The 21937-nt window shown below is 54.7% G+C and carries 19 protein-coding genes; 11 read left to right on the forward strand and 8 right to left on the reverse strand.

Going from position 1 to position 21937, the window contains the following annotated elements; genetic code table 11:
• The first annotated feature begins 314 nt into the window (after window positions 1–314).
• The 5 genes from dapB (at window position 315) to JWF83_RS10735 (ending at window position 6839) form a co-directional block, all read left to right on the forward strand.
• The gene (dapB, locus tag JWF83_RS10715; protein ID WP_413650188.1) at window positions 315–1136 is read left to right on the forward strand and encodes a 4-hydroxy-tetrahydrodipicolinate reductase; all 822 of its coding nucleotides are present in this window, start codon (window positions 315–317) and stop codon (window positions 1134–1136) included.
• Between the two features lie 468 nt (window positions 1137–1604).
• On the forward strand, window positions 1605–2747 hold the full coding sequence (gene carA / locus JWF83_RS10720) for a glutamine-hydrolyzing carbamoyl-phosphate synthase small subunit (protein WP_413650189.1): 1143 nt from the start codon (window positions 1605–1607) through the stop codon (window positions 2745–2747).
• Between the two features lie 14 nt (window positions 2748–2761).
• Window positions 2762–5998 carry a carbamoyl-phosphate synthase large subunit gene (carB, locus tag JWF83_RS10725; RefSeq protein ID WP_413650190.1) on the forward strand — a complete coding sequence of 1079 codons (3237 nt, stop codon included), beginning with the start codon at window positions 2762–2764 and terminating at the stop codon, window positions 5996–5998.
• Between the two features lie 143 nt (window positions 5999–6141).
• Complete coding sequence (locus JWF83_RS10730) at window positions 6142–6504, forward strand: type II toxin-antitoxin system RelE/ParE family toxin (RefSeq protein ID WP_413650191.1); 363 nt, start codon at window positions 6142–6144, stop codon at window positions 6502–6504.
• The gene (locus JWF83_RS10735; protein WP_413650192.1) at window positions 6501–6839 is read left to right on the forward strand and encodes a helix-turn-helix domain-containing protein; all 339 of its coding nucleotides are present in this window, start codon (window positions 6501–6503) and stop codon (window positions 6837–6839) included. The genes JWF83_RS10730 and JWF83_RS10735 overlap by 4 nt, the downstream gene beginning before the upstream one ends.
• Window positions 6840–6852: 13 nt before the next feature.
• Here JWF83_RS10735 and JWF83_RS10740 read toward each other — a convergent pair whose 3' ends face one another.
• Complete coding sequence (locus tag JWF83_RS10740; RefSeq protein ID WP_413650193.1) at window positions 6853–8019, reverse strand: dienelactone hydrolase family protein; 1167 nt, start codon at window positions 8017–8019, stop codon at window positions 6853–6855.
• A gap of 142 nt (window positions 8020–8161) precedes the next feature.
• Complete coding sequence (locus tag JWF83_RS10745) at window positions 8162–8776, reverse strand: LysE family translocator (protein ID WP_413650194.1); 615 nt, start codon at window positions 8774–8776, stop codon at window positions 8162–8164.
• Window positions 8777–8978: 202 nt separating this feature from the next.
• On the opposite strand from JWF83_RS10745, the gene folA reads away from it, so the two are divergent.
• From folA to JWF83_RS10765, 4 genes are all read left to right on the forward strand, one after another.
• The gene (gene folA / locus JWF83_RS10750; RefSeq protein WP_413650336.1) at window positions 8979–9458 is read left to right on the forward strand and encodes a type 3 dihydrofolate reductase; all 480 of its coding nucleotides are present in this window, start codon (window positions 8979–8981) and stop codon (window positions 9456–9458) included.
• A 478-nt stretch (window positions 9459–9936) separates the two neighbouring features.
• Window positions 9937–11196 carry a hypothetical protein gene (locus tag JWF83_RS10755; protein ID WP_413650195.1) on the forward strand — a complete coding sequence of 420 codons (1260 nt, stop codon included), beginning with the start codon at window positions 9937–9939 and terminating at the stop codon, window positions 11194–11196.
• Window positions 11193–11816 carry a response regulator gene (locus JWF83_RS10760; protein WP_413650196.1) on the forward strand — a complete coding sequence of 208 codons (624 nt, stop codon included), beginning with the start codon at window positions 11193–11195 and terminating at the stop codon, window positions 11814–11816. Before JWF83_RS10755 ends, JWF83_RS10760 begins: the two co-directional genes overlap by 4 nt.
• A gap of 5 nt (window positions 11817–11821) precedes the next feature.
• Window positions 11822–15409, forward strand: a complete 3588-nt coding sequence (locus JWF83_RS10765) for a transporter substrate-binding domain-containing protein (protein ID WP_413650197.1) — start codon at window positions 11822–11824, stop codon at window positions 15407–15409.
• Between the two features lie 59 nt (window positions 15410–15468).
• Here JWF83_RS10765 and JWF83_RS10770 read toward each other — a convergent pair whose 3' ends face one another.
• Window positions 15469–16983, reverse strand: coding sequence for a lytic polysaccharide monooxygenase (locus tag JWF83_RS10770; RefSeq protein ID WP_413650198.1), 1515 nt, complete (start codon window positions 16981–16983; stop codon window positions 15469–15471).
• A gap of 302 nt (window positions 16984–17285) precedes the next feature.
• Here JWF83_RS10770 and JWF83_RS10775 point away from each other — a divergent pair, with 302 nt between their 5' ends.
• Complete coding sequence (locus JWF83_RS10775) at window positions 17286–17486, forward strand: hypothetical protein (protein ID WP_413650199.1); 201 nt, start codon at window positions 17286–17288, stop codon at window positions 17484–17486.
• A 90-nt stretch (window positions 17487–17576) separates the two neighbouring features.
• On the opposite strand, the gene JWF83_RS10780 is transcribed toward JWF83_RS10775, so the two are convergent.
• Window positions 17577–18266, reverse strand: coding sequence for a LuxR C-terminal-related transcriptional regulator (locus tag JWF83_RS10780; RefSeq protein ID WP_413650200.1), 690 nt, complete (start codon window positions 18264–18266; stop codon window positions 17577–17579).
• Between the two features lie 210 nt (window positions 18267–18476).
• Between JWF83_RS10780 and JWF83_RS10785 the strand changes: the two genes are divergently transcribed.
• Complete coding sequence (locus JWF83_RS10785; protein ID WP_413650201.1) at window positions 18477–18731, forward strand: LysR family transcriptional regulator; 255 nt, start codon at window positions 18477–18479, stop codon at window positions 18729–18731.
• 3 nt (window positions 18732–18734) lie between these two features.
• Here JWF83_RS10785 and JWF83_RS10790 read toward each other — a convergent pair whose 3' ends face one another.
• The 4 genes from JWF83_RS10790 to JWF83_RS10805 are packed head-to-tail and all read right to left on the reverse strand — an operon-like array spanning window position 18735 to window position 21936.
• Window positions 18735–19229, reverse strand: coding sequence for a type II secretion system protein (locus JWF83_RS10790; RefSeq protein WP_413650202.1), 495 nt, complete (start codon window positions 19227–19229; stop codon window positions 18735–18737).
• Entirely contained in the window at window positions 19216–19584 is a 369-nt protein-coding gene (locus JWF83_RS10795) for a type II secretion system protein (RefSeq protein ID WP_413650203.1), read from the reverse strand. Before JWF83_RS10795 ends, JWF83_RS10790 begins: the two co-directional genes overlap by 14 nt.
• Window positions 19571–20050 carry a Tfp pilus assembly protein FimT/FimU gene (locus JWF83_RS10800; RefSeq protein ID WP_413650204.1) on the reverse strand — a complete coding sequence of 160 codons (480 nt, stop codon included), beginning with the start codon at window positions 20048–20050 and terminating at the stop codon, window positions 19571–19573. Before JWF83_RS10800 ends, JWF83_RS10795 begins: the two co-directional genes overlap by 14 nt.
• Window positions 20047–21936, reverse strand: a complete 1890-nt coding sequence (locus tag JWF83_RS10805) for a secretin N-terminal domain-containing protein (protein WP_413650205.1) — start codon at window positions 21934–21936, stop codon at window positions 20047–20049. Before JWF83_RS10805 ends, JWF83_RS10800 begins: the two co-directional genes overlap by 4 nt.
• Window position 21937: the final 1 nt, after the last annotated feature.

The following is a 21937-nucleotide window of genomic DNA, read 5'->3' on the forward strand; positions in this document are numbered from 1 at the left end:
TACGCCGTTACCCTGGTGGAGAGACTGTTGACCGCTCTGTCTCTTTCCCGGTTTTCTCAAGGCTTGCCGATTTGCAACCTCACAGCCCTGTTTCAGGCGTTGAACCCCATACTTTAGCCAGTTTCAACGCCAGTCCCCGGCCTGGCCGGCGATAACGCCGCCTCTGCAATATTCCCCTCCGCGATTCAGTTTTACTGATAATCCAGGCCAGCTGGCGTAAAATTCTTATTATGTAGTGATTATTGTGGCGTCAATGTAGCCGCCTCGTTAACCTTATTGTCGCTTGCAGGCACAGATATGTCAGGGAATCCAATATGAGTCATTCAGAAATCCGTATTGCTATCGTCGGCGCCGATGGGCGCATGGGGCGCCAGCTAATTCAGGCGACGCAGCAGGCAGCCGGCGTGCGCCTCGGGGCGGCACTGACCCGCAGCGGTTCTTCGCTGGTGGGTAGTGATGCGGGTGAATTAGCCGGGATCGGCGTTATCGGGATTAAGGTGGGCGACAACCCCGATGCGGTGGTTAATGATTTCGATATTTTGATCGATTTCACCCGCCCGGAAGGCACGCTGGAGTATCTGGCGTTCTGCCGTCAACATCAGAAGGCGATGGTGATTGGTACTACCGGCTTTGATGATGCCGGTAAAGCGGCGATTAAGCAGGCCTCAGCGGATATTGGCATCGTGTTCGCCGCTAACTTTAGTGTCGGCGTTAACCTGGTGCTAAAGCTGCTGGAAAAAGCAGCAAAAGTCATGGGCGATTATGCCGATATAGAAATCATCGAAGCGCATCACCGCCATAAAGTGGATGCGCCATCAGGCACCGCACTGGCGATGGGGGAAGCGATTGCGGATGCGATGGACTGGGATCTGAAACAACATGCGGTCTACGCGCGTGAAGGTTATACCGGTGAGCGTGCCGCGCATAGCATCGGTTTTGCTACTGTGCGCGCCGGCGATATCGTCGGTGAGCATACGGCGATGTTTGCTGATATTGGCGAGCGTGTAGAGATTACCCACAAGGCTTCCAGCCGCATGACCTTCGCCAATGGCGCTGTTCGTGCTGCTCAGTGGTTAAATGACCGTAAAACCGGTCTTTATGATATGCGGGACGTGCTGAGTTTAGATAGTTTGTAATGTGTTGCGACCATCGTGATGTGGTTATTTCAATCATAAGGTTCTGATTGATAGGGCAATAATTTATTGCCCTTTTTATTTTTATTAAAAATAAGGCTTTGATGTGTTTTTGTAGATTAAGTGTGGTTAATCTGCATTTAATCGGTAAAAAAAGAGCGCAAAATGTCCGTTTTTGACCATTTGGTCTGGTTTTGCGGGCTGTCAGATTGGATTTTTATTTCATTTCACCAGTCAACCGGTTTTATCAGCCGGATATCACCCCTTTTCAGCATGAATCTTCCGAGTTTCCTTCCAGTTGGCTAAAAAAGCATGAAAAACTGGCTCTCAGGGTAGACAATGGCGAAGGCGATCATTAGAATGCGCGCAATTTGCCAAAAATCGACATCTCAGGCGGTTTTTGCATTGATTCAGGCTATGATTATGAATTAATATGCAGATATTGTGACTGTTTATTCCCTGGAGGACGTTTTGATTAAGTCAGCGCTATTGGTTCTGGAAGACGGAACCCAATTCCACGGTCGGGCCATTGGGGCAGAAGGATCGGCAGTGGGGGAAGTGGTTTTCAATACTTCAATGACCGGTTATCAAGAAATCCTCACAGATCCTTCCTATTCCCGCCAGATCGTCACTCTTACTTATCCTCATATTGGCAATGTCGGCACTAATGCTGCTGACGAAGAATCCTCCCAGGTACATGCGCAAGGCCTCGTCATCCGTGACCTGCCGCTGATCGCCAGCAACTTCCGTAATGAAGAAGGGCTGTCCGAGTACCTGAAGCGCCATAACATTGTGGCGATTGCTGATATCGATACCCGTAAGCTGACCCGTCTGCTGCGTGAAAAAGGCGCACAGAGCGGCTGCATCATCGCCGGTGACGTAGCGGATGCCTCACTGGCATTGCAGAAAGCACAAGCCTTCCCCGGCCTGAAAGGTATGGATCTGGCAAAAGAAGTCACCACCCAGGAGTCTTACAGCTGGCTGCAAGGCAGCTGGACGCTGGAAGGGGGGCTGCCATCGCAGAGTACCGACCTGCCATTCCATGTTGTTGCCTACGATTACGGCGCGAAACGCAATATCCTGCGTATGCTGGTGGATCGCGGCTGTCGCCTGACCGTTGTCCCGGCGCAGACTCCGGCGGAAGAGGTACTGAAACTCAACCCGGACGGCATCTTCCTGTCAAATGGCCCTGGCGACCCGGAGCCTTGCGACTACGCTATCAGCGCGATTAAATCATTCCTGGAAACCGATATTCCGGTGTTCGGTATTTGTCTCGGCCATCAGTTGCTGGCGCTGGCCAGCGGCGCGAAGACGGTCAAAATGAAACTTGGCCACCACGGCGGCAACCATCCGGTGAAAGACCTGGATAATAATCGCGTGATGATTACTGCTCAGAACCATGGTTTTGCGGTCGATGAAAATAATATGCCGGCAAACCTGCGTGTGACGCATAAATCGCTGTTTGACCATACGGTGCAAGGGATCCACCGCACCGATAAAGCGGCGTTCAGCTTCCAGGGACACCCTGAAGCCAGCCCGGGTCCGGCCGATGCCGCACCGCTGTTCGATCACTTTATCGAACTGATCGAAGCTTACCGTTCAACCGCAAAATAATCAGGAGCGACAAAATGCCAAAACGTACCGACATAAAAAGTATCCTGATTCTTGGCGCTGGCCCGATTGTTATCGGCCAGGCTTGTGAATTTGACTACTCTGGCGCGCAAGCCTGTAAAGCGCTGCGTGAAGAGGGTTACCGCGTTATCCTGGTGAACTCTAACCCGGCGACCATTATGACCGACCCGGAAATGGCCGATGCAACCTATATCGAGCCGATTCACTGGGAAGTGGTGCGCAAAATTATCGAGAAAGAGCGCCCGGATGCCGTACTGCCAACCATGGGCGGTCAGACCGCGCTGAACTGTGCGCTGGAACTGGAACGCCATGGCGTACTGGCTGAATTTAGCGTCACCATGATTGGCGCGACCGCCGATGCTATTGATAAAGCAGAAGACCGCCAGCGCTTTGATAAAGCGATGAAGAAAATTGGTCTCGATACTGCCCGCTCCGGCATCGCGCATACCATGGAAGAGGCGCTGGCGGTTGCTGAGCAGCTTGGCTTCCCGTGTATTATCCGTCCCTCTTTTACCATGGGCGGCACCGGTGGCGGTATCGCTTATAACCGTGAAGAGTTCGAAGAGATTTGTGAGCGTGGCCTCGACCTGTCTCCGACCAGTGAACTGCTGATTGATGAGTCGCTGATTGGCTGGAAAGAGTATGAGATGGAAGTGGTGCGCGATAAGAACGACAACTGCATCATTGTCTGTTCGATCGAAAACTTTGACGCCATGGGCATCCACACCGGCGACTCCATCACCGTAGCGCCAGCACAGACCCTGACCGACAAAGAGTATCAAATCATGCGTAACGCCTCGATGGCGGTACTGCGTGAGATTGGCGTCGAAACCGGCGGTTCCAACGTGCAGTTCTCGGTGAACCCGGAAAATGGTCGGATGATCATTATCGAAATGAACCCGCGTGTTTCCCGCTCTTCAGCCCTGGCATCGAAAGCAACCGGCTTCCCGATTGCTAAAGTGGCCGCCAAGCTGGCGGTTGGTTTTACGCTGGACGAACTGATGAACGATATCACCGGTGGTCGTACCCCGGCATCGTTTGAACCGTCCATCGACTATGTAGTGACTAAGATCCCGCGCTTTAACTTCGAAAAGTTTGCCGGTGCTAACGACCGTCTGACCACCCAGATGAAATCTGTCGGTGAAGTGATGGCTATCGGCCGCACCCTGCAGGAATCAATGCAGAAAGCGCTGCGCGGCCTTGAAGTCGGCGCCAATGGCTTTGATCCGAAAGTCAGCCTTGACGATCCGGAAGCGCTGACCCGCATTCGCCGCGAGCTGAAAGATGCCGGTGGCGACCGTATCTGGTATGTGGCGGATGCGTTCCGTGCCGGTATGTCGGTTGATGGCGTGTTTAACCTGACCAATATTGACCGCTGGTTCCTGGTGCAAATTGAAGAGCTGGTGCGTCTGGAAGAGCAGGTGGCTAAGCAGGGCATCAACGGTCTGACCAAAGATTTCCTGCGTACCCTGAAGCGTAAAGGCTTTGCCGATGCCCGTCTGTGTGACCTGGCGGGGGTCGCGGAATCGGAAGTGCGTAAACTGCGTGAGCAGTACAATCTGCACCCGGTCTACAAGCGCGTTGATACCTGTGCGGCTGAATTCGCTACCGATACTGCCTATATGTACTCCACCTATGAAGAAGAGTGTGAGGCCAACCCGAACAGCGACCGTGAAAAAATCATGGTTCTGGGCGGTGGCCCGAACCGTATCGGTCAGGGTATCGAATTCGATTACTGCTGTGTGCATGCCTCGCTGGCGCTGCGTGAAGACGGTTACGAAACCATTATGGTTAACTGTAACCCGGAAACTGTCTCTACCGATTATGACACGTCAGACCGTCTCTACTTTGAGCCGGTAACCCTCGAAGATGTGCTGGAAATTGTGCGCATCGAAAAACCAAAAGGGGTTATCGTGCAGTACGGTGGCCAGACGCCGCTGAAACTGGCGCGCGCGCTGGAAGCTGCCGGGGTACCGATTATCGGTACCAGCCCGGATGCGATTGACCGTGCGGAAGACCGTGAGCGTTTCCAACAGGCGGTTGACCGTCTGGGCCTGAAACAGCCGGCTAACGCCACGGTTACCGCGCTGGAGCAGGCGGTGGATAAGGCGGCGCTGATTGGCTATCCGCTGGTCGTGCGTCCTTCCTACGTGCTGGGCGGTCGGGCGATGGAGATTGTTTACGATGAAATCGACCTGAAGCGCTACTTCCAGACGGCGGTATCGGTTTCCAATGATGCGCCGGTTCTGCTGGATCGCTTCCTTGATGACGCGGTGGAAGTCGACGTTGACGCGATTTGCGACGGTGAACGTGTACTGATTGGCGGCATTATGGAACATATTGAGCAGGCGGGCGTGCACTCCGGTGACTCCGCATGTTCACTGCCGGCCTATACCCTGAGCCTCGAAATCCAGGATGTGATGCGTCAGCAGGTAGAAAAACTGGCATTCGAACTCTGCGTACGCGGACTGATGAATGTGCAGTTCGCGGTGAAAGATAACGAAGTCTACCTGATTGAAGTTAACCCACGTGCAGCGCGTACCGTACCTTTTGTCTCGAAAGCCACCGGGGTGCCACTGGCAAAAGTGGCGGCGCGGGTGATGGCCGGTAAATCCCTGACCGAACAGGGTGTCACTGAAGAGGTGATCCCACCTTATTACTCAGTGAAGGAAGTGGTGCTGCCATTTAACAAGTTCCCGGGTGTCGACCCGATTCTTGGTCCGGAAATGCGCTCTACCGGTGAAGTGATGGGTGTGGGGCGTACCTTTGCCGAGGCGTTTGCCAAAGCGATGCTGGGCGCGCAGTCCAATATGAAGAAATCAGGCCGTGCGCTGCTGTCGGTGCGTGAAGGCGATAAGAAACGTATCGTCGACCTGGCGGCGAAGCTACAGAAGTTTGGTTTCGAACTGGATGCCACCCACGGAACGGCGGTGGTGCTGGGTGAAGCGGGTATCAATCCACGTCTGGTGAACAAGGTGCACGAAGGCCGCCCACATATTCAGGACCGTCTGAAAAATGGTGAGTATGCCTATATCGTCAACACCACTGCCGGACGCCAGGCGATTGAAGATTCCAAGCTGATCCGCCGTAGCGCACTACAGTATAAAGTGCACTACGACACCACGCTGAACGGCGGCTTTGCCACCGCGATGGCGCTGAATGCGGACCCGACCGAGAAAGTGATTTCCGTGCAGGAGATGCACGCGCAGATCAAGGCCCATCGGGCCAGATAAGAAAAACCCCGCTGCGGCGGGTTTTTTTTTGGCTATAAGTTACGGCTCCGCTGTCTCCCGGCGGATTTTTTTTTGGGGGCAATATTGTACTTGATGGGTTTTGTGTATAAAATTATATACATTCCAGGGAGGGATATCTGATAATGAATTCAGGAGAAGAACCACTCAAAGCTAAAACCATCGACTGGCGCGGCAGCTCGCTGGAGGATTTGAAAGCATTTCCGGAAGAGACGCGCGCGATAGCGGGTAAAGAACTGCGTAAAGTCCAGTTCGGCGAGGATCCGTCAGATTTCAAACCGGTTAATGATTGGGGGCCGGGTGTTATTGAGATACGGATTGACGGCGAGGGGAACACTTATCGTGTTGTTTATGTAGCAAAATTTTCGGAATGCATCTACATACTCCATAGTTTTGTCAAGAAGACCCGGAGCACCAGCAGGAAAGAGGTAAACATTATCAAAGATCGCTACCGTGAAGTGGTTAATGAGCGGAGAACCAATAAATGACAGATAAAACTGATGTATCATCACGCCATATCACCCGGCCTGGTGACAATATCTTTGCGGATTTGGGCTTTAGCGAAGCGCGCGCTGAGGCGCTGCTGCAAGAGTCAGATGAGGAAATTCGCCAGCTGACGGCGATGAAAAAATTAGTTATGACGGAAATTGCCGACTGGATGAAACAGTCTGGCACTAAGCAGTTGCAGGCAGCACAGATAATGCATGTTACCCGACCACGGGTATCCGATGTGGTTAATCAGAAAACAGAAAAATTCACCCTTGATGCCCTTGTTTCAATGGCCGGCTGCATCGGTAAAAAATTTCAACTGGTGATTAAATAAAAACCCTTTACCGTCATGATCGCGGCGCCAGCCAGCGATCCAGCCAGCTAAACACCTCGGTTTGCTGTTCCAGATAGAACACATGTCCCAGTTGCGGCCAGATTTTAGTTTCCAGCTTGTCATCCGCTTGTTGCGACTGCCATACCCGGTGCATTTTGTCATAGGCGCCTTGCACCGCATTTACCGGAAACAGTTGATCCTTACCGCCGTTGAACACTAGCATTGGGTGCGGCGCCGCGACGCTGGCAACATCAGGAAAATCGAAGTGCGCCGGCAGCCCGGGGTGCAGCATATAGAAGGCGGACTGGCCGCGCAGCACGTTGTTGCCCGGCGTCATCAATCCGTCATAGGTACCCATCCACGAGATCGCTACTGTGGCTGCCACCTTGTCGGAAAGCGACGCCAGTTGCCAGGCGCGCATGGCGCCCATGGAGAACCCCACCACGCCAATGCGTCTGGCATCCACCTGTTGCAATGACGCGAGAAAGTCAGTGGCGCGCAGATCTTCATATGCCATTTCACCCGCCAGCGAACGCCCCAGGTTGAAGAAGTTGCTCGCCAGCGCCTGCTGTTGTTCATATTTCAACGGGCCACGATCCCCCCAGCCAATGGCATCTGTCGCCAGCACCACATAGCCGCGGCTGGCGAGTTCGTCACCGACAAAGCGGCCGCTAAAGAATTTATCCGCCCATGCCTGTGCGGAAGCCAGCTTCCCGGCATCGCCCCACGGCTTAATCACCTTCTCTTTGCCAATATCAAACTTCGCGCCGTGATCGTGCAGCAGGATGATTGCCGGGTGCGGTCCTGGCGTTTTCGGCGTCAGCAGCAGAGCCGCCACCCGGCTTTGATCGGTGATGTTAAACGCGACTTTTTCCGCCAGATAGCTACCGCGATCTTCGCTGTCGATGGTGGCCGGCGCAAAAGCGCGCTGCGAGTCTGGCGTTAATAGCATGGCGCGTAGCTTCTGGCGCGCCGCTATTTTCCAGGCCGCGAAGTTGTTAAAATTGCCTGACAGCCAGGAGTCCGGATAGGTGAGTTGCTGTTTCAGTTCGGGGTAAAACACCGGCAGGCCATCTGCGGTTACCGCCGACGTTTGGTACGTCATATCATGCGCGATGACTGAGGCGCTAAACAGGCATACTGCCAGCAGAGAGGTACAGGAACGTAACAGAATGCGCATAATGACCGCCCTCATAAAAATAAAACAGCGTTTCTTTTTTAGAGGGCGATGGTAAAACGTAGGGCGGGAAATAAACGTGCGCAGGTCACATTCTAAGCAATGGATTTGATTTGGTTCAACTTTTCATGGGGCTGATGGCCGATCACGACAGTGCGACTTTAATGCCTAAACCGATTAACACACCGCCGAGCAGTTTATCGATCAGCTTCTGTGCTTTTGCCAGCCCGCGACGTACCGGCGCGCTCTGGATAAGAAACACCAGCGCTGGCCACCAGATCACTGACAGGCCAAAAATAATCCCGGCATACCATAACTTCTCGCCAAAGCCAGAGTCGATACTCAGCACCTGAGTAAATACCGAGAGGAAAAACAGCGTCGCTTTCGGGTTCAGCAGGTTGCAGAGATAGCCCTGGATAAAGGCTTTCTTCAGCGACGTCTGTTCGCGCTGCAGATTATCGAGATTCATCTTACTGTTACCGCGTGCCAGCAATGCCTGCACGCCAACATAGATCAAATAGGCCGCGCCGGCATATTTCAGCAGCGTAAACAGCCATGGCGTGGTGGTGATCACCACCGCTAAGCCGGCGACGCAGTAGGTCATATGGGTTGCCACGCCGCAAATTACCCCAAGCGACGTAACCAGAGCAGTGCCGCGCGCATAACGCGCCGCATTTTTAATAATCAGGAAAAAGTCCGGGCCGGGAGAGAGCATTCCCAGAGTGGCAATGGTTGCAACAAACAAGCTGGTTTCTAACATAGTGGTAATCTGGTTTAAAATGGAAAGCGCAAGTTTAGCACGGTCGCGGGCAAAAGTTGTGACGGCGATGTTGTCAGAGTGATGCATGGCGCAAGACGGGAAATCCTTTACAACCTTTACGCAAATCCCGCCATCTCACTATCGACGAAACTTTCACCTTTACGTATGATGGCGCCAATTTAACCCTGTTGAGTTTCATATGATGATTAGCCTTATCGCGGCACTGGCAGCCGATCGCGTTATTGGTATGGAAAATGCGATGCCGTGGAATTTGCCTGCGGACCTCGCCTGGTTCAAACGCACCACCCTGAATAAACCGGTGATTATGGGTCGTCTGACCTGGGAATCGCTTGGCCGTCCACTGCCAAATCGCCTGAATATTGTTATCAGCAGCAAACCCGGTAGCGCAGAAGGCGTCACCTGGGTTTCGTCGATTGAAGAAGCCATTAACGCAGCCGGTGATGCCGAAGAAATTATGGTCATTGGTGGCGGTCGTATCTACGAACAGCTGCTGAGCCGTGCCGACCGTCTGTATCTGACCCATATTGATGCCGAAGTTGAAGGCGATACGCACTTCCCGGACTATGAGCCGGATGAGTGGGAATCCATCTTCAGTGAGTTCCACGACGCTGACGAGAGCAACTCACACAGTTACTGCTTCGAAATCCTCGATCGCCGCTAGTTCCTGTCTGGCCACGGCGTTCTGGCGCGGTGGCTTACCGCGCCAGCGGGTGGATTATGCTGTATGGCAGCATCGATGCTATTTCACCGCGTTACCGCCGGGCAAGGTGTCAGTGGCTGCATGGCGCTGCTGAGTGCTTTGTTCCAGTGAGATGCCGCCAGCACCTCATCCGGCTTAAGCTTGCCAGGGTCAGCGCTTTTGCACCGATAATTTACCGCTGTCGGGCAGGGGTGAAGATCGCAAAAACAGACAGTTACACTCTTGTCGTCACCCGCTGCCGCTATCATAAATGTTGCCTTTATTAGTTGCCCCCTGAGTTATCTTCTCCTTCCTGAAACGTTCTGTCAGTCATTGCCACAGTAGTCGCCGGTATATTTCCTCTACCGCTAGCACTGAATAGATCGGCAGAGATCACTGTCTCAAAAATAATAATGATCCACGCTATAACATGCCCCGGGGATCATGGAGTCGCCTTGCTGTGAAAACCAGAATGATGCTTAGCGGCTGGCTGGCATTTATCTGCTGCGACTTCGCATTGGCGATGCTGAGTTTGCAGGTAAGAGATGTCTGGAGTTTATCTTCCTTAGTCTGGTTTCCGGCCGGGCTGCTGCTGGGCATCTTATGCGCGCTGGCGCCGCGTTACTGGCTGCTGTGGTTGCTGAGTGGCGCGCTGTTGCATCTGGTCGCCAGTCAGCTCTACGGGCGTCCGGTGAACGTCTCACTGATCTTCTGCGGTTTTGATGTGTTGCTGATGATGGTGACCGCCCTGATCTGGCAGTTTTTTTATGGGGTAATGTACCGGCCAAATCGCCCGCGTGACATTCTGGCACTGGCGGTGTTGTGCAGTATTGCCGGCATTGTCGAGCGGCTGGTGACCACCTGGGCGCTGTTTCTGCTGGATTATCCCATCGACCACTCGCTTTCCCTGCTGTATATGGCCGGTTATGTGCTGAGTTATCTGCCTTTGACCTTTTTTGTGCTGTGGCTGCTGACCAGCGGCAGTCAGCAGCAGGCCGATATGCGTCTGTGGCTGTTGGCGCTCGGGATGCTGCTGGCATTGTTACTACTGTTTTTTGCCCCGGCGGATGCTGGCGGCGGCGAAGTGCGCTGGCAGGATCTGGCGCTGATGGTCTCATTTGCGCTGCCGCTGCTACTGGCGTTGCGTGGCGATCTGCTGCTGCTGAGCAGCTTCCTGTCGTGCTCGGCGGTGGCATCGCTGGGGGCGACTTTGTTTGGGCTGGGGCCTTTTCACAGCCCGGCGCGCAATCTGCAACAGGATGTATTGCTGGCAACCTGGTATTGTGCCGCCTTCAGCCTGCCGGCGCTGCTGGGCGCCAGCTGGATTGGTCAGCGCTATGCCCAGCTGGCGCGCCAGCGCTGGCGTGAGCAGTTAGTGGATTGCGTCTTACAGCAGGCAGGATTCCAGCGTTTTCACCTCGACAGCGCGGGCGGCTTAAGCTGGCGCTATCAAAGCCGCTGGCAGAATGTCAGCTATGCGCCCGCTAACTGGCCGCAGTTTGTCGCCTGGCTGCATCCGCAGGATCGACAGATGGTTGAGCAGTTGAAAGCGATGACCGAACAGTCTCCGCAGCTGCTGGTAGTCAGGCTTGCCGATATCAGCGGCGAGTTTCATCAGACCAGCATGGCGCTGATTGCCTGTCGCAGGGAGCAAGGATTCTCTTTTGAAGGCGTGCTATTTCCTGAACCGCGGACGGCGCCCGCAGAGAGGCAGCAATGAGTATTCGCGTCATTATTGCCGACGACCATCCGGTATTCCTGTTGGGGTTACGCGGCGTACTGGCCTCGTTGCCAGAGGATTACCAGATTGTCGCCGAGGCGCACGATGTCGGCGGGCTGTTTGTGCAGCTGGCGACGCATCCGGTTGAGATGTTGATTACCGATCTCAATATGCCGGGTGACCAGCAGGTGGACGGAGTGCGGATGATTGGCCGGGTGCGCCAGCTGTATCCCGATCTGACCATCGTCGTGATCACCATGCTCAGCGACCCGCGTATTCTTGAACTGCTGGCGCGGTATCGGGTGAAGGCGATTCTGAATAAAAATAGCCTGTCGCATGAACTGGCCGCCAGTTTACGCAGCAGCGAACCGGCGGGGCAGCCATGGCTGAGCGATGTGTTTCGCAGCGATCCGCTGCTGCAGATCGAAAAAGCGCTTACCAGTAAAGAGCTGGAGGTGATTCGCCTGCTGGGGCAGGGGTTAAGTGTTAACGATATTGCCGCGCGTCTGTATCGCACCAAGCAAACCATCAGCGCGCAGAAACTGAGCGCGATGCGCAAGCTGGGGCTGGAAAATGATGCCGCGCTCTGGCGCTGGCTCAGCCAGAGTGGGCTGGGGTAGTAAGTATGTGCCGCGGGTGGCTGTTATTACTGCTGTTGCTGTTGCTGTTGCTGCCGCTGATGCCGGGCAGGGCAACGCCGCAGTTTTTGCCGGACAGCGCGCTGGCCGGGCAGGCGGATGGCCGACAGGTCGGGATCTGGTCGAATATCAGCGCGGAGGCGCCGGCAGCCAGCTCTGCCACGCTGCTGGCGCCTTATCCGCGGCTGACGGTGGGGCTGTTTTGTTGTTCCAGCGCACCGCTACAGATGATGCGCTGGGACGGTAAACTGGAAGGGCTGTATCCCGATTATCTGCGCCTGCTGTCCGGGGTACTTAAACGTCCGGTAGAAGCACGGCTGTATAATAGCTGGCCACAGGCGTATCAGGCTTTGCAGCGCGGCGATATCCAGTTGCTGGCGCAGTCAGATTTCTCAATAACTGAAAGTCGCAATAATGAAACCGACCCGATTCTGGTGCAACCGCTGATGCTGATGGTGCGCAAAAGCGATCAGAATACCCCTCTTGCCGAATTACGCCTGCTGGCCGCCCCCGATATCAACCCGACGCTGCTGAACCGCCTGCGCAGTCGTTATCCGCGGCTTGAGGTGGCCAGCAGTCAGCAGCAAGCTATCCAGGCGGTGATCAATCACCAGGCCGATGGCTGGCTGGATGGTCAGAGTCAGATTGCCTGGTATGGCGCTTTACGTCCGCTGTCCGGGCTGGTTTATCGGCGCGACGCTGCGGTGGAAGAGCTGCTGTATCGTTTTGTCGGCCGCCAGGGGGACGAGGTCGCGGCGGTGGTTAACCATATTCTTACCGCTATTCCACACGCGACGAAAAATGCGATCTATCAGCGCTGGATATCCGGTCTGGCGCCGGGGTATCACAGCGACGGGCCGCAGTTCAGTCAGCAGGAAATTGACTGGATTAAGCAGCATCCGCTGATCAATGTGGCCGTTGATATTGATATCGCGCCTTACTCTTTTCTGGATAAAGATGATGAAATCACCGGGCTGGATGTCGATATTCTGCAACTGGTGGCGCAAAACAGTGGGCTGAATTTCAACTTTATTCCGCTCTCCGGGTCGTCGCAGGTGGAGAAGGCGCTGCGCGCAGAGCAAGCACAGATGACCCCATCGCTGATGGATTCACCGGCGCGGCGCAACTGGCTGTCGTTTAGCGATCCCTATGGCACGCTGGAGTGGGTAATGATCACCCGTAATGAACGCAGCGCCCCTTTCTCTCTGCAACAGCTAACCCACCGGCGGGTGGCGATCCAGAGCGGCAATGCGCTGCTGGCCGCGATGCAACTTTACCCGCAGCTGGCGGTTGTTGAGGTCGCCAGCGTAGCGCAGGGGGTGGATATGCTGCTGGCAGGTGCGGCAGATGCCACTTTCGCCACCATTGGCAGCGCCAGCTATCTGCAGTCCAGCCGCTATGGCAACCGGATCATCGTGCAGGCGCTGGATAATGCGCTACAGCCGGAGCGGTTTGCGATCCTCTCTTCCTATCCGCAGTTAACCAGCATTCTGAATAAAAGTATTGCCAGTCTGCCGCCGGACGAGTTGCGGGCGCTGAAAATCCACTGGTTTTCCGTCGCCAACCTCGCCGTCTATAACAGCACGCTGCCGCCGTGGGTGATGCTGTGGGGCGTGGCGCTGCTGGTGATTGCCCTTAGCTCGGTATTCTGGGTCAGCTACCTGGCGCGGCAGGTGGCGCGGCGGAAAAAGGCGGAAGATCGCCTGCAGGAGCTGCTGGCTTATTGGGAAACGCTGTTTAATACCGTGCCGACGCCGATGTTTGTCTGCGCTCCCGATATGACCATCACCGCGGTTAATCAGCATTTTTGTCAGCAACTGGGGCTGGCGGCGCGCGCAATGGTCGGCAGCAACCTGTTTTCCCTGCACTTTTTGTCGCAGCAGGATCAGCGGGAAGTGCGCGGGATCTTCCTGCGCTGCCTGTCCGGCGATCAGCCGCAGTTTTCCGATCGCCGCATGGAGCTGCAGGGTAAGGTACGCGAAGGCTATCTGTGGTTTGAGGGCTATCGCAATACCGCCGGGGTGATGCTGGGAGTGATTGGCGGCTGGTTTGATGTGACGGAACGTAAATCACTGGCCGCAGAACTGCTACTGGCGCGCGACAAGGCGGAACTGGCCAGCCAGGAAAAGTCGGCGTTTCTGGCGCGGATGAGTCATGAAATTCGTACACCGCTGCATGCGATTATCGGCATTCTGGAGCTGGCGGTGCCGCAGCAGCCCGATGGCGATAATCCGTTGCGGCTTGCCTGGCAGGCGGCTGATTCGCTGCAGGGCATCATCGGTGATGTGCTGGATTTCTCCAAAATAGAGGCGGGCAACATTGATATCCGTTTGCAGCCCACGCGCCTCGAAACGCTGCTGGAAAGCTGCGCCGCGACTTTTCGTCTGCGCGCGCAGGAGAAGGGACTGGCGTTGCAGTGCCAGCTGACGCTGCCGGCAGAGGTGCTGCACTGGCTGGATGGCGCCCGACTGACGCAGGTGATCAATAACCTGCTGCTGAACGCGATTAAGTTTACCGCACAGGGTGAAATTCAGCTGCGCGCGGTCAGCCATTATCTGCCGGCAGAGGATCGCGATGAGGTGACCATTGAGGTGGAAGACAGCGGCTGCGGTATTCCGCCGGAGATGTATCAGGCAGTACTGCAACCCTGGGTCAGAGCGGAAACGGCGGATACGGTGCCCGGCAGCGGTCTGGGTTTGCCGATTTCCGCCCGGCTGGTCACATTGATGGCGGGGACGCTAACGCTTGGCGCCAGTGCTTCCGGCGGCGTGCGGGTTAGCGTGCAGCTGTCGGCGCAACGGGCCGCGCCGGATCTGATTGCCGCACCGGCGTTGCAGATTAGCGAGCAGAGGCCGCCGGCGGAATCGCTGAATATTCTGGTGGTGGATGATTTACCGGTCAATTTGCAGGTGCTGGCGTTGCAGTTTGCCAGTTCCGGCCATGATATCCAGCTGGTGGGCAGCGGTGCGGAAGCGCTACAGGAGGTTGAGCAGCACTATTATGATCTGGTACTGACCGACTGTCAGATGCAGGCCATGGATGGCTATACCCTGACGCGTTATTTGCGTGAGCATCAACGGCGACGCCAGTTGCCGCCCTATGTGATCCTCGGTTGTACCGCCAATGCTTTTGCCAGCGAGCGCGAGCGTTGTCTGGCCGCCGGGATGGACGATGTATTAATTAAACCCCTGACGCAACAGGCGCTACTCTCCGGGGTGGCGCAGGCATGGAAGCAGGTCACGGAACAGGTGGCGGTGGAGCGGGATGACGCGTTACGTGCTCTGGCGCAGGGTGATGCGCAGCAGGAGCGGCAGTTGCTGATGGCGTTGCAACAGGGGCTGGAGCAGGACAGCGCCGCCATTAGTCAGATGCGCGACGGCAGTGACAGTGAGCAAATCGCGCAGCTTGCGCACCGTATGCTATCGTCATTTGCCCTGCTGAATGACTATCCGGGTATGCGGGTGTGTCTGCGTATTGAGAGAAACGGGCGGGTTGATAACCCGACGCTGGACAGTTTACTGCAGCGGGCGGCAGAGCTGATCGCAAAGGTAGCGCAACGGCTGGCGGCGACATAAAAAAACAGCCCGCCTGATGGCGGGCTGCTGCAGATAGGGGAAATCCATGCCCTGAGGGTTTATTTCATCCCTTTGCATGATGCGTGCATTTTACTGTCGCCAGTTTTACGCCACACGCCCCACTCGCCGTCGGCGCCCGGTACGTTACTCACCGTCCACCAGCCGTTAAACCATTCGCTACCGTTGTAAGTGACTTTCTGACACGGTGTGGCATAGGTTTTGTTTTTATCCCAGCTATCGCCAGTGACGGGCGGCGTGACCGCAACCGGTTTGGCATTCAGCACCAGCGTGGTTTCACCGACATTGTTGTCCGGGTCAGTGGCTTTCAGACTGACGACCACATCAAACTCGGAGGTTGCTGCCGCTTTCAGACGCACCTGGGTGGAGATCCCGCTGGTGTTGGCCAGTTCCACTTTGTCCGCATTGCGCGTCACAGACCACTCGTAGTTCAGCTGCTCTGCCGGGGTACCGTCAGGATCGTTTGACTGGCCGGCATCCAGCGTGGTCCAGCCGCTATGGCTGATCGTGGTGGCTGACGGAGTGATCACCGCCACCGGAGGATTATTTTCCGATGGATTTTCCTCTGGCACTTCACCCTTGTGAACATCAATTTCATAGCTATAGGCTTTGCTGTTATCAACCGCATAGACGTTGTAGTTGTCTTTCACCGCGGTAAGGCTGACCACGCCATTGCTCAGGGTGTCGCCGACCTTCACGGCAATCCCCTGATTGTTGACTTTCTTCGCCAGGTCATACAGCCAGTTTGCCGCCGTTCCCAGTTCCGCTTCGCTGATCACATGCTGCACCGTAGCCGCCACCGCGCCATCGGCGAACAGACGGAACACCACGCTATCGCCGGTTTTCAGATCCTGACCGGCCCGTACGCCGTTACCGATAACCGCCCAACCCTCTTCAGGCGTGGTGGTGCTGCCCTGAATATCGACGTCGCTGCAGCTGACAAAGTTTTCCTGCGAGCCATGTCCTCTGGCCACCGGCCACATGGAGACAATGGTATGTTTACCGCTGGTGCCTGCCGGCAGACGGACCTTCTCAATCCACGGTCCTGAACCGCCAGGCTTGCCGGTTGGGCTGGGAACCGCCGGATAGTGGCCAATTTCCGTCAGATCGCTCCATTTGATCGCTTTAGTGTTATCGGTACCCTGTTTCGTAATGTAGTAACGAATGTGATCGGTAGTATGGTGTGTGGTGAAGAAATATTTAAGTGTGATTTCACCACTGGTATTTGGCGTCACTGCGGTGCTGGTCCAGCTGGTATTCGGCAGATCCAGCCGGTCATTCGAGCGGTTAGCGCGGCAAATATGACCATCTGGCAATGAGCGGGTATAATCCAGATAGTCGCTACCAACATAGACGTTCTGCTGCGGCGTGTTGATGGCCTCCATCTGGTTGCTTGAACGCAACGCCTGGCAGCCCGCCGAGTTATCGGTTTTACATAAATAACCGCGCGAAGGCGGATCCAGAAGATAAGCATGAGCGGAAGCAAGATTGACCTGGCTGGCGCTACCGGCCAGGGTCATTAATACCACCAGACTCTTTTTCTTAAAAGAACGCATAATTTATCCAGTTAACTATAAATTCACAAAAATAAAAGATATTTCACTGGCGCTGATCGCGCTGAGTTAAAATAAAAATCCGCGAAAAGGATAAATACCGTCTGGTAAAGTGCATTTCGCGAAGTGACGATATAATAGTTTTTAGCCAGTTTAATTGAAGCGGAATCTTCCTGGCTGGAATCAGAGGCTTCTTGATGGGCGATATTATTCTTAACCAACAGCAGAATTATCCGCTGGTGCGTTATTATCCGTGGCTTAATAATTAATCCGCTATTGAGGTTATTATTTACAGGAGAGAATGGATGAAACATAAACTGATCGTATTGCTGGTGGCATCACTGCTTTCGTCACTGGCCCTGGCTCATGACGATCATGAAATCACGGCAGTAGCAGAATCTGTTGTTACTGACGGGCAGCATCAGGCTAATGAGACCAGTGGCGACAGCGAGGCGCATGCCTGTGGTGGCGCAGAGAGCGCTGAACCACAGCAAACTGCGGATTAAGCGACGAACATCCGCTGCTGCCGACGATAACCGTCGGATAAAAATCAGACGGTTATCTATTGGTTGTCGGCGCACCGCTGGAGGTGATCATTACAGCTTGATATCAAACAGGCCGGAACGGCTCAGCAGAAAATAGAGCTGGCAGTCGCTCTCTACCGCCAGCTTATCCATTGCCCGTAGCTTATGGGCGCTGACCGTTTTGATACTCAGATTCATGCGGCTGGCAATCCGGGTTAAGCTCAGTCCCTGGCATAACAGCCGCAACACTTCCGACTCCTTGGGCGAGATCTCGTTAGGATTATTGTGCGTATTGAGCAGGCTGCGCATTAAGTCATTTTCGACATACACTTCGTTATTCAGTACGCTATTCATCACGCGCTCCAGCGTCTTTTCACAGATATCCATACTGATATAGCCGGAAATACCGGAACCCAGCATCATCCGTACCAGACTGGCATGGCGGTGCGGCGACATCACCACAATCTTAATCTGCGGATATTTATTACGCAGCCACTTGACCAGGTTATAACCATCCATGGAAGCCAGCGGGCTGCTTTTTTTCTCATTGGTATTGAGTGAGTATCCCAGTAATAACAGGTCAATATGGTTTTTATTTAAAGTATTAACCAGCTCGGCCGGGGTAGAGACGTCATTAATAATACTGTAACTGGCATCATCATTTCCGGCGGAAAGTTTCTTTCCGGTCATATTGTTAATCAGCGATTTAATACCGCAGCGAATCAGTTTGTGTTCATGGGCAATGGCAATGTTAACGGTCATCAGATAGTTCCCCGGTGAAGTTAGGTAATCAGTAAGTGGGGCAGATATTAACCATTAATCTGGTATGGCGGCGAGAAGATTCTTACGACATAAAAAAAACTCATTTTGCGCTATTTTCTGACTGGTCAGATTTAATTATCGCGGCCGGTAGGTTTAAAATTCGCCACGTTGCGCAGCGACATTTCACGGTAAACTTTTTCGGGGACAGAAATGAGAGCGGGATTTAAAAAAATTAATGCTTTTCTTACCGTTGTCGATACCGGCAGTTTTGAAGAAGCGGCACGGCAGCTGTTTATCACACCTTCGGCGGTCTCGTTGCGTTTAAGTTCGCTGGAAGATGAAGTGGGAGAAAAGCTGGTTGAGCGTCGTCGTCCCTGCATTCCGACGGCCAAAGGCGAAATCTTTTATCAGCATGCGCTGGCGCTGCGCAGTGTTAAAGCGCAGATAGACCGCATCTTTGCCTGATCGCTACCCGGCGCACAGCTGCGGCAGGGGGGCGCCTGGATCCACTTCCACTTTAAACTGCCATTCGGCGTAGCTGCTCGCCTGATTAAAACTCTTATTATGATCAGCAAAACCCTGTTGTTTCAGCGGTCTGCCGCTTCCCTGACTGTACACCCCGATCCAGCGCTGCTGCTCATCATAGATCATTCCCCATTCTCTCTGCTGCGTGAAGGGATCCGCATAGATCTGGCGCAGCAGATGCCGGGCCGGCAGGCTGCGCGTATCGCTGAGTAACTGCTGGAAGCGGGTCGGAAAACATTTATTGCCGGCCGGATTATTGCGATACAGACGGATCGCCTGCCGGATCTGCTCACCGGCAAACAGTAGCTGGGCCTCGCGCTCCTGTCGCCACTGCGCCTGGCGATGATCGTAACTGCGCAGCAACAGCAGGGCCATGATGCTGAGCCACGCCAGCAACAGCAGATAGCTGAATCCCGCCTGGGGATTACCAGTGGGCATAGGGCACTCCGTCCAGCGATTTTTGCTGCGACCCGCTATGAATATCAATAATCTGCCCGTTTTCATCCTGCCTGCTCTGCCAGCTGCTGTGTTTATCGGTCATCGGATCGAGCGGCAACTGACGCAGATAGCCTTTATCCACCAGATCCTGCAGTTGCGACGGCCCCTCAATATGATCCTGACGATAGTGATCGAGCGACACGCGCAGCGTATTCAGGTTGTGCTTTAGCACCACCTCCTTCGCCCGTTCGGTCTGCTGGAAATAACGCGGCGCCACCATGGTCATCAGGGTGGCGATAATCGCCATCACCACCAGCAGTTCAATCAGGGTAAAGCCTTGTTCACCATTGCGCATAGGGCACTCCATTCAGTCCGCTGACGCGGCTGGTTGAGGCGACATCGTAGATATCCGCGCCGCGATTAAAATTGCCCGGTTCGCTTTGACTGCTGCGGGTTTGCCAGCTTTCATGGTCGGCTTTCCCGGCGCAGTCACACATTGGATCGCGCGGAATGCGGCGCAGAAAATAAATTTTCTGCTGGTTAGGCGAAGTCTTGTCGACCACCCCTTCGCTCAGCACCTGCAGGTTTGGCGGATAGCCCGATTCATCGGCTTTCTTTTCGATCCGCCCTTCGAGGCTGGCGCGCTGGTAGCTGTCCAGCGCCAGACGGATCTGGCGCAGCGCCTGCTGCAACTGCTGCTCTTTCTGCCGCTGACCCTGTTTTTCGATCAGCGGCAGCGAGGCTGCCGCCAGTGAAGCCAGCAGACTGAGCGTCACCATCATCTCAATCAGGGTAAACCCCTGTTGCCGGCTGCGGCTCATGGCGCGCTGCTCGCCGGGCCGTCATGGGCCGGGTTCGGTGACGGCAGCGCGCCGCGCTGCTCCGGGAAATTGGCTGGCGGTGCCAGTGGCGGCGCGGTCATCGCCTCCTTACCCACCTGGATGCGGCCCGCTGCGCGCAGGCGCATATCCTGGTCTCCTGGCAGATCTTCGGTACCCACCGGAATCGCGCTGATATGGGATCCCGGCAGATCGATGCTGCGCGCAATGCGCGGGGTGATCAGCAGCACCACTTCCGTACGTTTCTTCTCCTTATCCGAGGTGCTGAACAGTGATCCCAGCAGCGGCACACTGCTTAAGCCGGGAATACCGCTCTTTTCATCTTTCTGGTTCTGGCTGATCAGGCCGGCCAGCATCTGCGTTTCGCCATCAAGACTGCTGAGGATGGTTTTCGCCATACGATTATTGGTACTGTAATATTTCAGGCCGTCCTTGCTCTCCTGTGCCAGGCCGAGACTACTCAGGCTGAACTCAACGTCCATACTGATCTCGCCATCGAGGCTGATTTCCGGCGTCACCTGCAACTTAAGGCCGACATCCTGATACTCCACGCGCTGATTCGTCACGCCATCATTGGTGGTATTGGTTAATACCGGCATTTTTTCGCCGATTTCAATCAGCGCCTGTTTATTGTTTTTCACATGGATGCGCGGATTCGCCAGCACTTTGGCATTGTTGCGGATCTTGCTGATATCCAGCTTGATGCCGCGGTTGCCACCGAGATTGATAAACATATTGTTGCCGTTAAAACCATTGAGCGGAATATTGCCGGAGCCGTCGCTGCCGCCGTTAAAGCCAATGCCGATTTCACCCGGATGGCGGATCCCCAGCCGGCTGGCATCGCTGCTGCTGATCTCCAGCACTTCCACTTCCAGCGTCACTTCAGCTTCCGGCCGATCCAGCGTCATCAGCAGACGCTCCACCATTTCGATGCTTTCGCGCGGGCTGCGTATTGTCAGCGAGTTGGTGCGTTCGTCGACGTGAATATCTTTCAGCTTCATAATATTGCGCAGCGCCACATTGACATCTTTGGCTTTGGCATAGCCGAGGAAGAAAGTTTTAACCATGATGTCGCGGTAGATCTTCTCTTTGTTCTGGCTGGCCGGATAGATCAGCAGCGTATTGCTATTCAGCACTTTTTTCCGCAGCTGATTAGAGATCAACAGTAAATTGATCGCGTCTTCCGCCGTGGTGTTATTGGCAATAATGCTGGTAGTGATATTGCGTGACACATCGTTATCAAAGATAAAGTTCACGTTGGTGATCTTCGAGATGGTGTTGAAGATCTCCAGCAGATTATGCGAGCGAAAATTGAGTGACACCGGTTTTTGTAGCTGGGCACTCATCCGCTGCGACGGCTGGCTACTGGATGAAAGCTTACGCAGCAGGTGATCGCGCAGTGCGGTGGCCTGCGGCCAGGCCGGCTCTTCTTCCAGCACTTTATTGATTTTTTCCAGCGCCGCTTCCGGGTTATCCGCCGCCAGCTTGCTGGCCTGCTGATACAGCACATCAAGCGATCGCCAGGCATTAATACGGCGCAGTCCTTGCTGGGCGCGCATATTGCCCGGCTGATATTGCAGCGCGGTGCGCCACAGGCGTGCGGCATCCTGGTAGTTGTTTTCAGCCACTGCGCGATCGGCCTGCTTCAGGTAAAGGTTAACCAGCTGATTGGTTTCCAGCTGCTCGCGGCTTTTTAGCGCCAGATCCTCAGGATCGTTTTGACGCTGTTGTTTCAGCTTATCCAGCGACTGGACCAGCTGTTGTTGTTCATTAAGTGGCTGTTCGCCATGGTTCTCTGTCTGCTGGTTAGCACAGCCCGCCAGCAACAGAACACCGATAATCAGAGACAGTTTTTTTTGCGTAAACATA

It is taken from the genome of Pantoea sp. B65 (genome assembly GCF_047308185.1).
Taxonomy (GTDB): domain Bacteria; phylum Pseudomonadota; class Gammaproteobacteria; order Enterobacterales; family Enterobacteriaceae; genus Erwinia.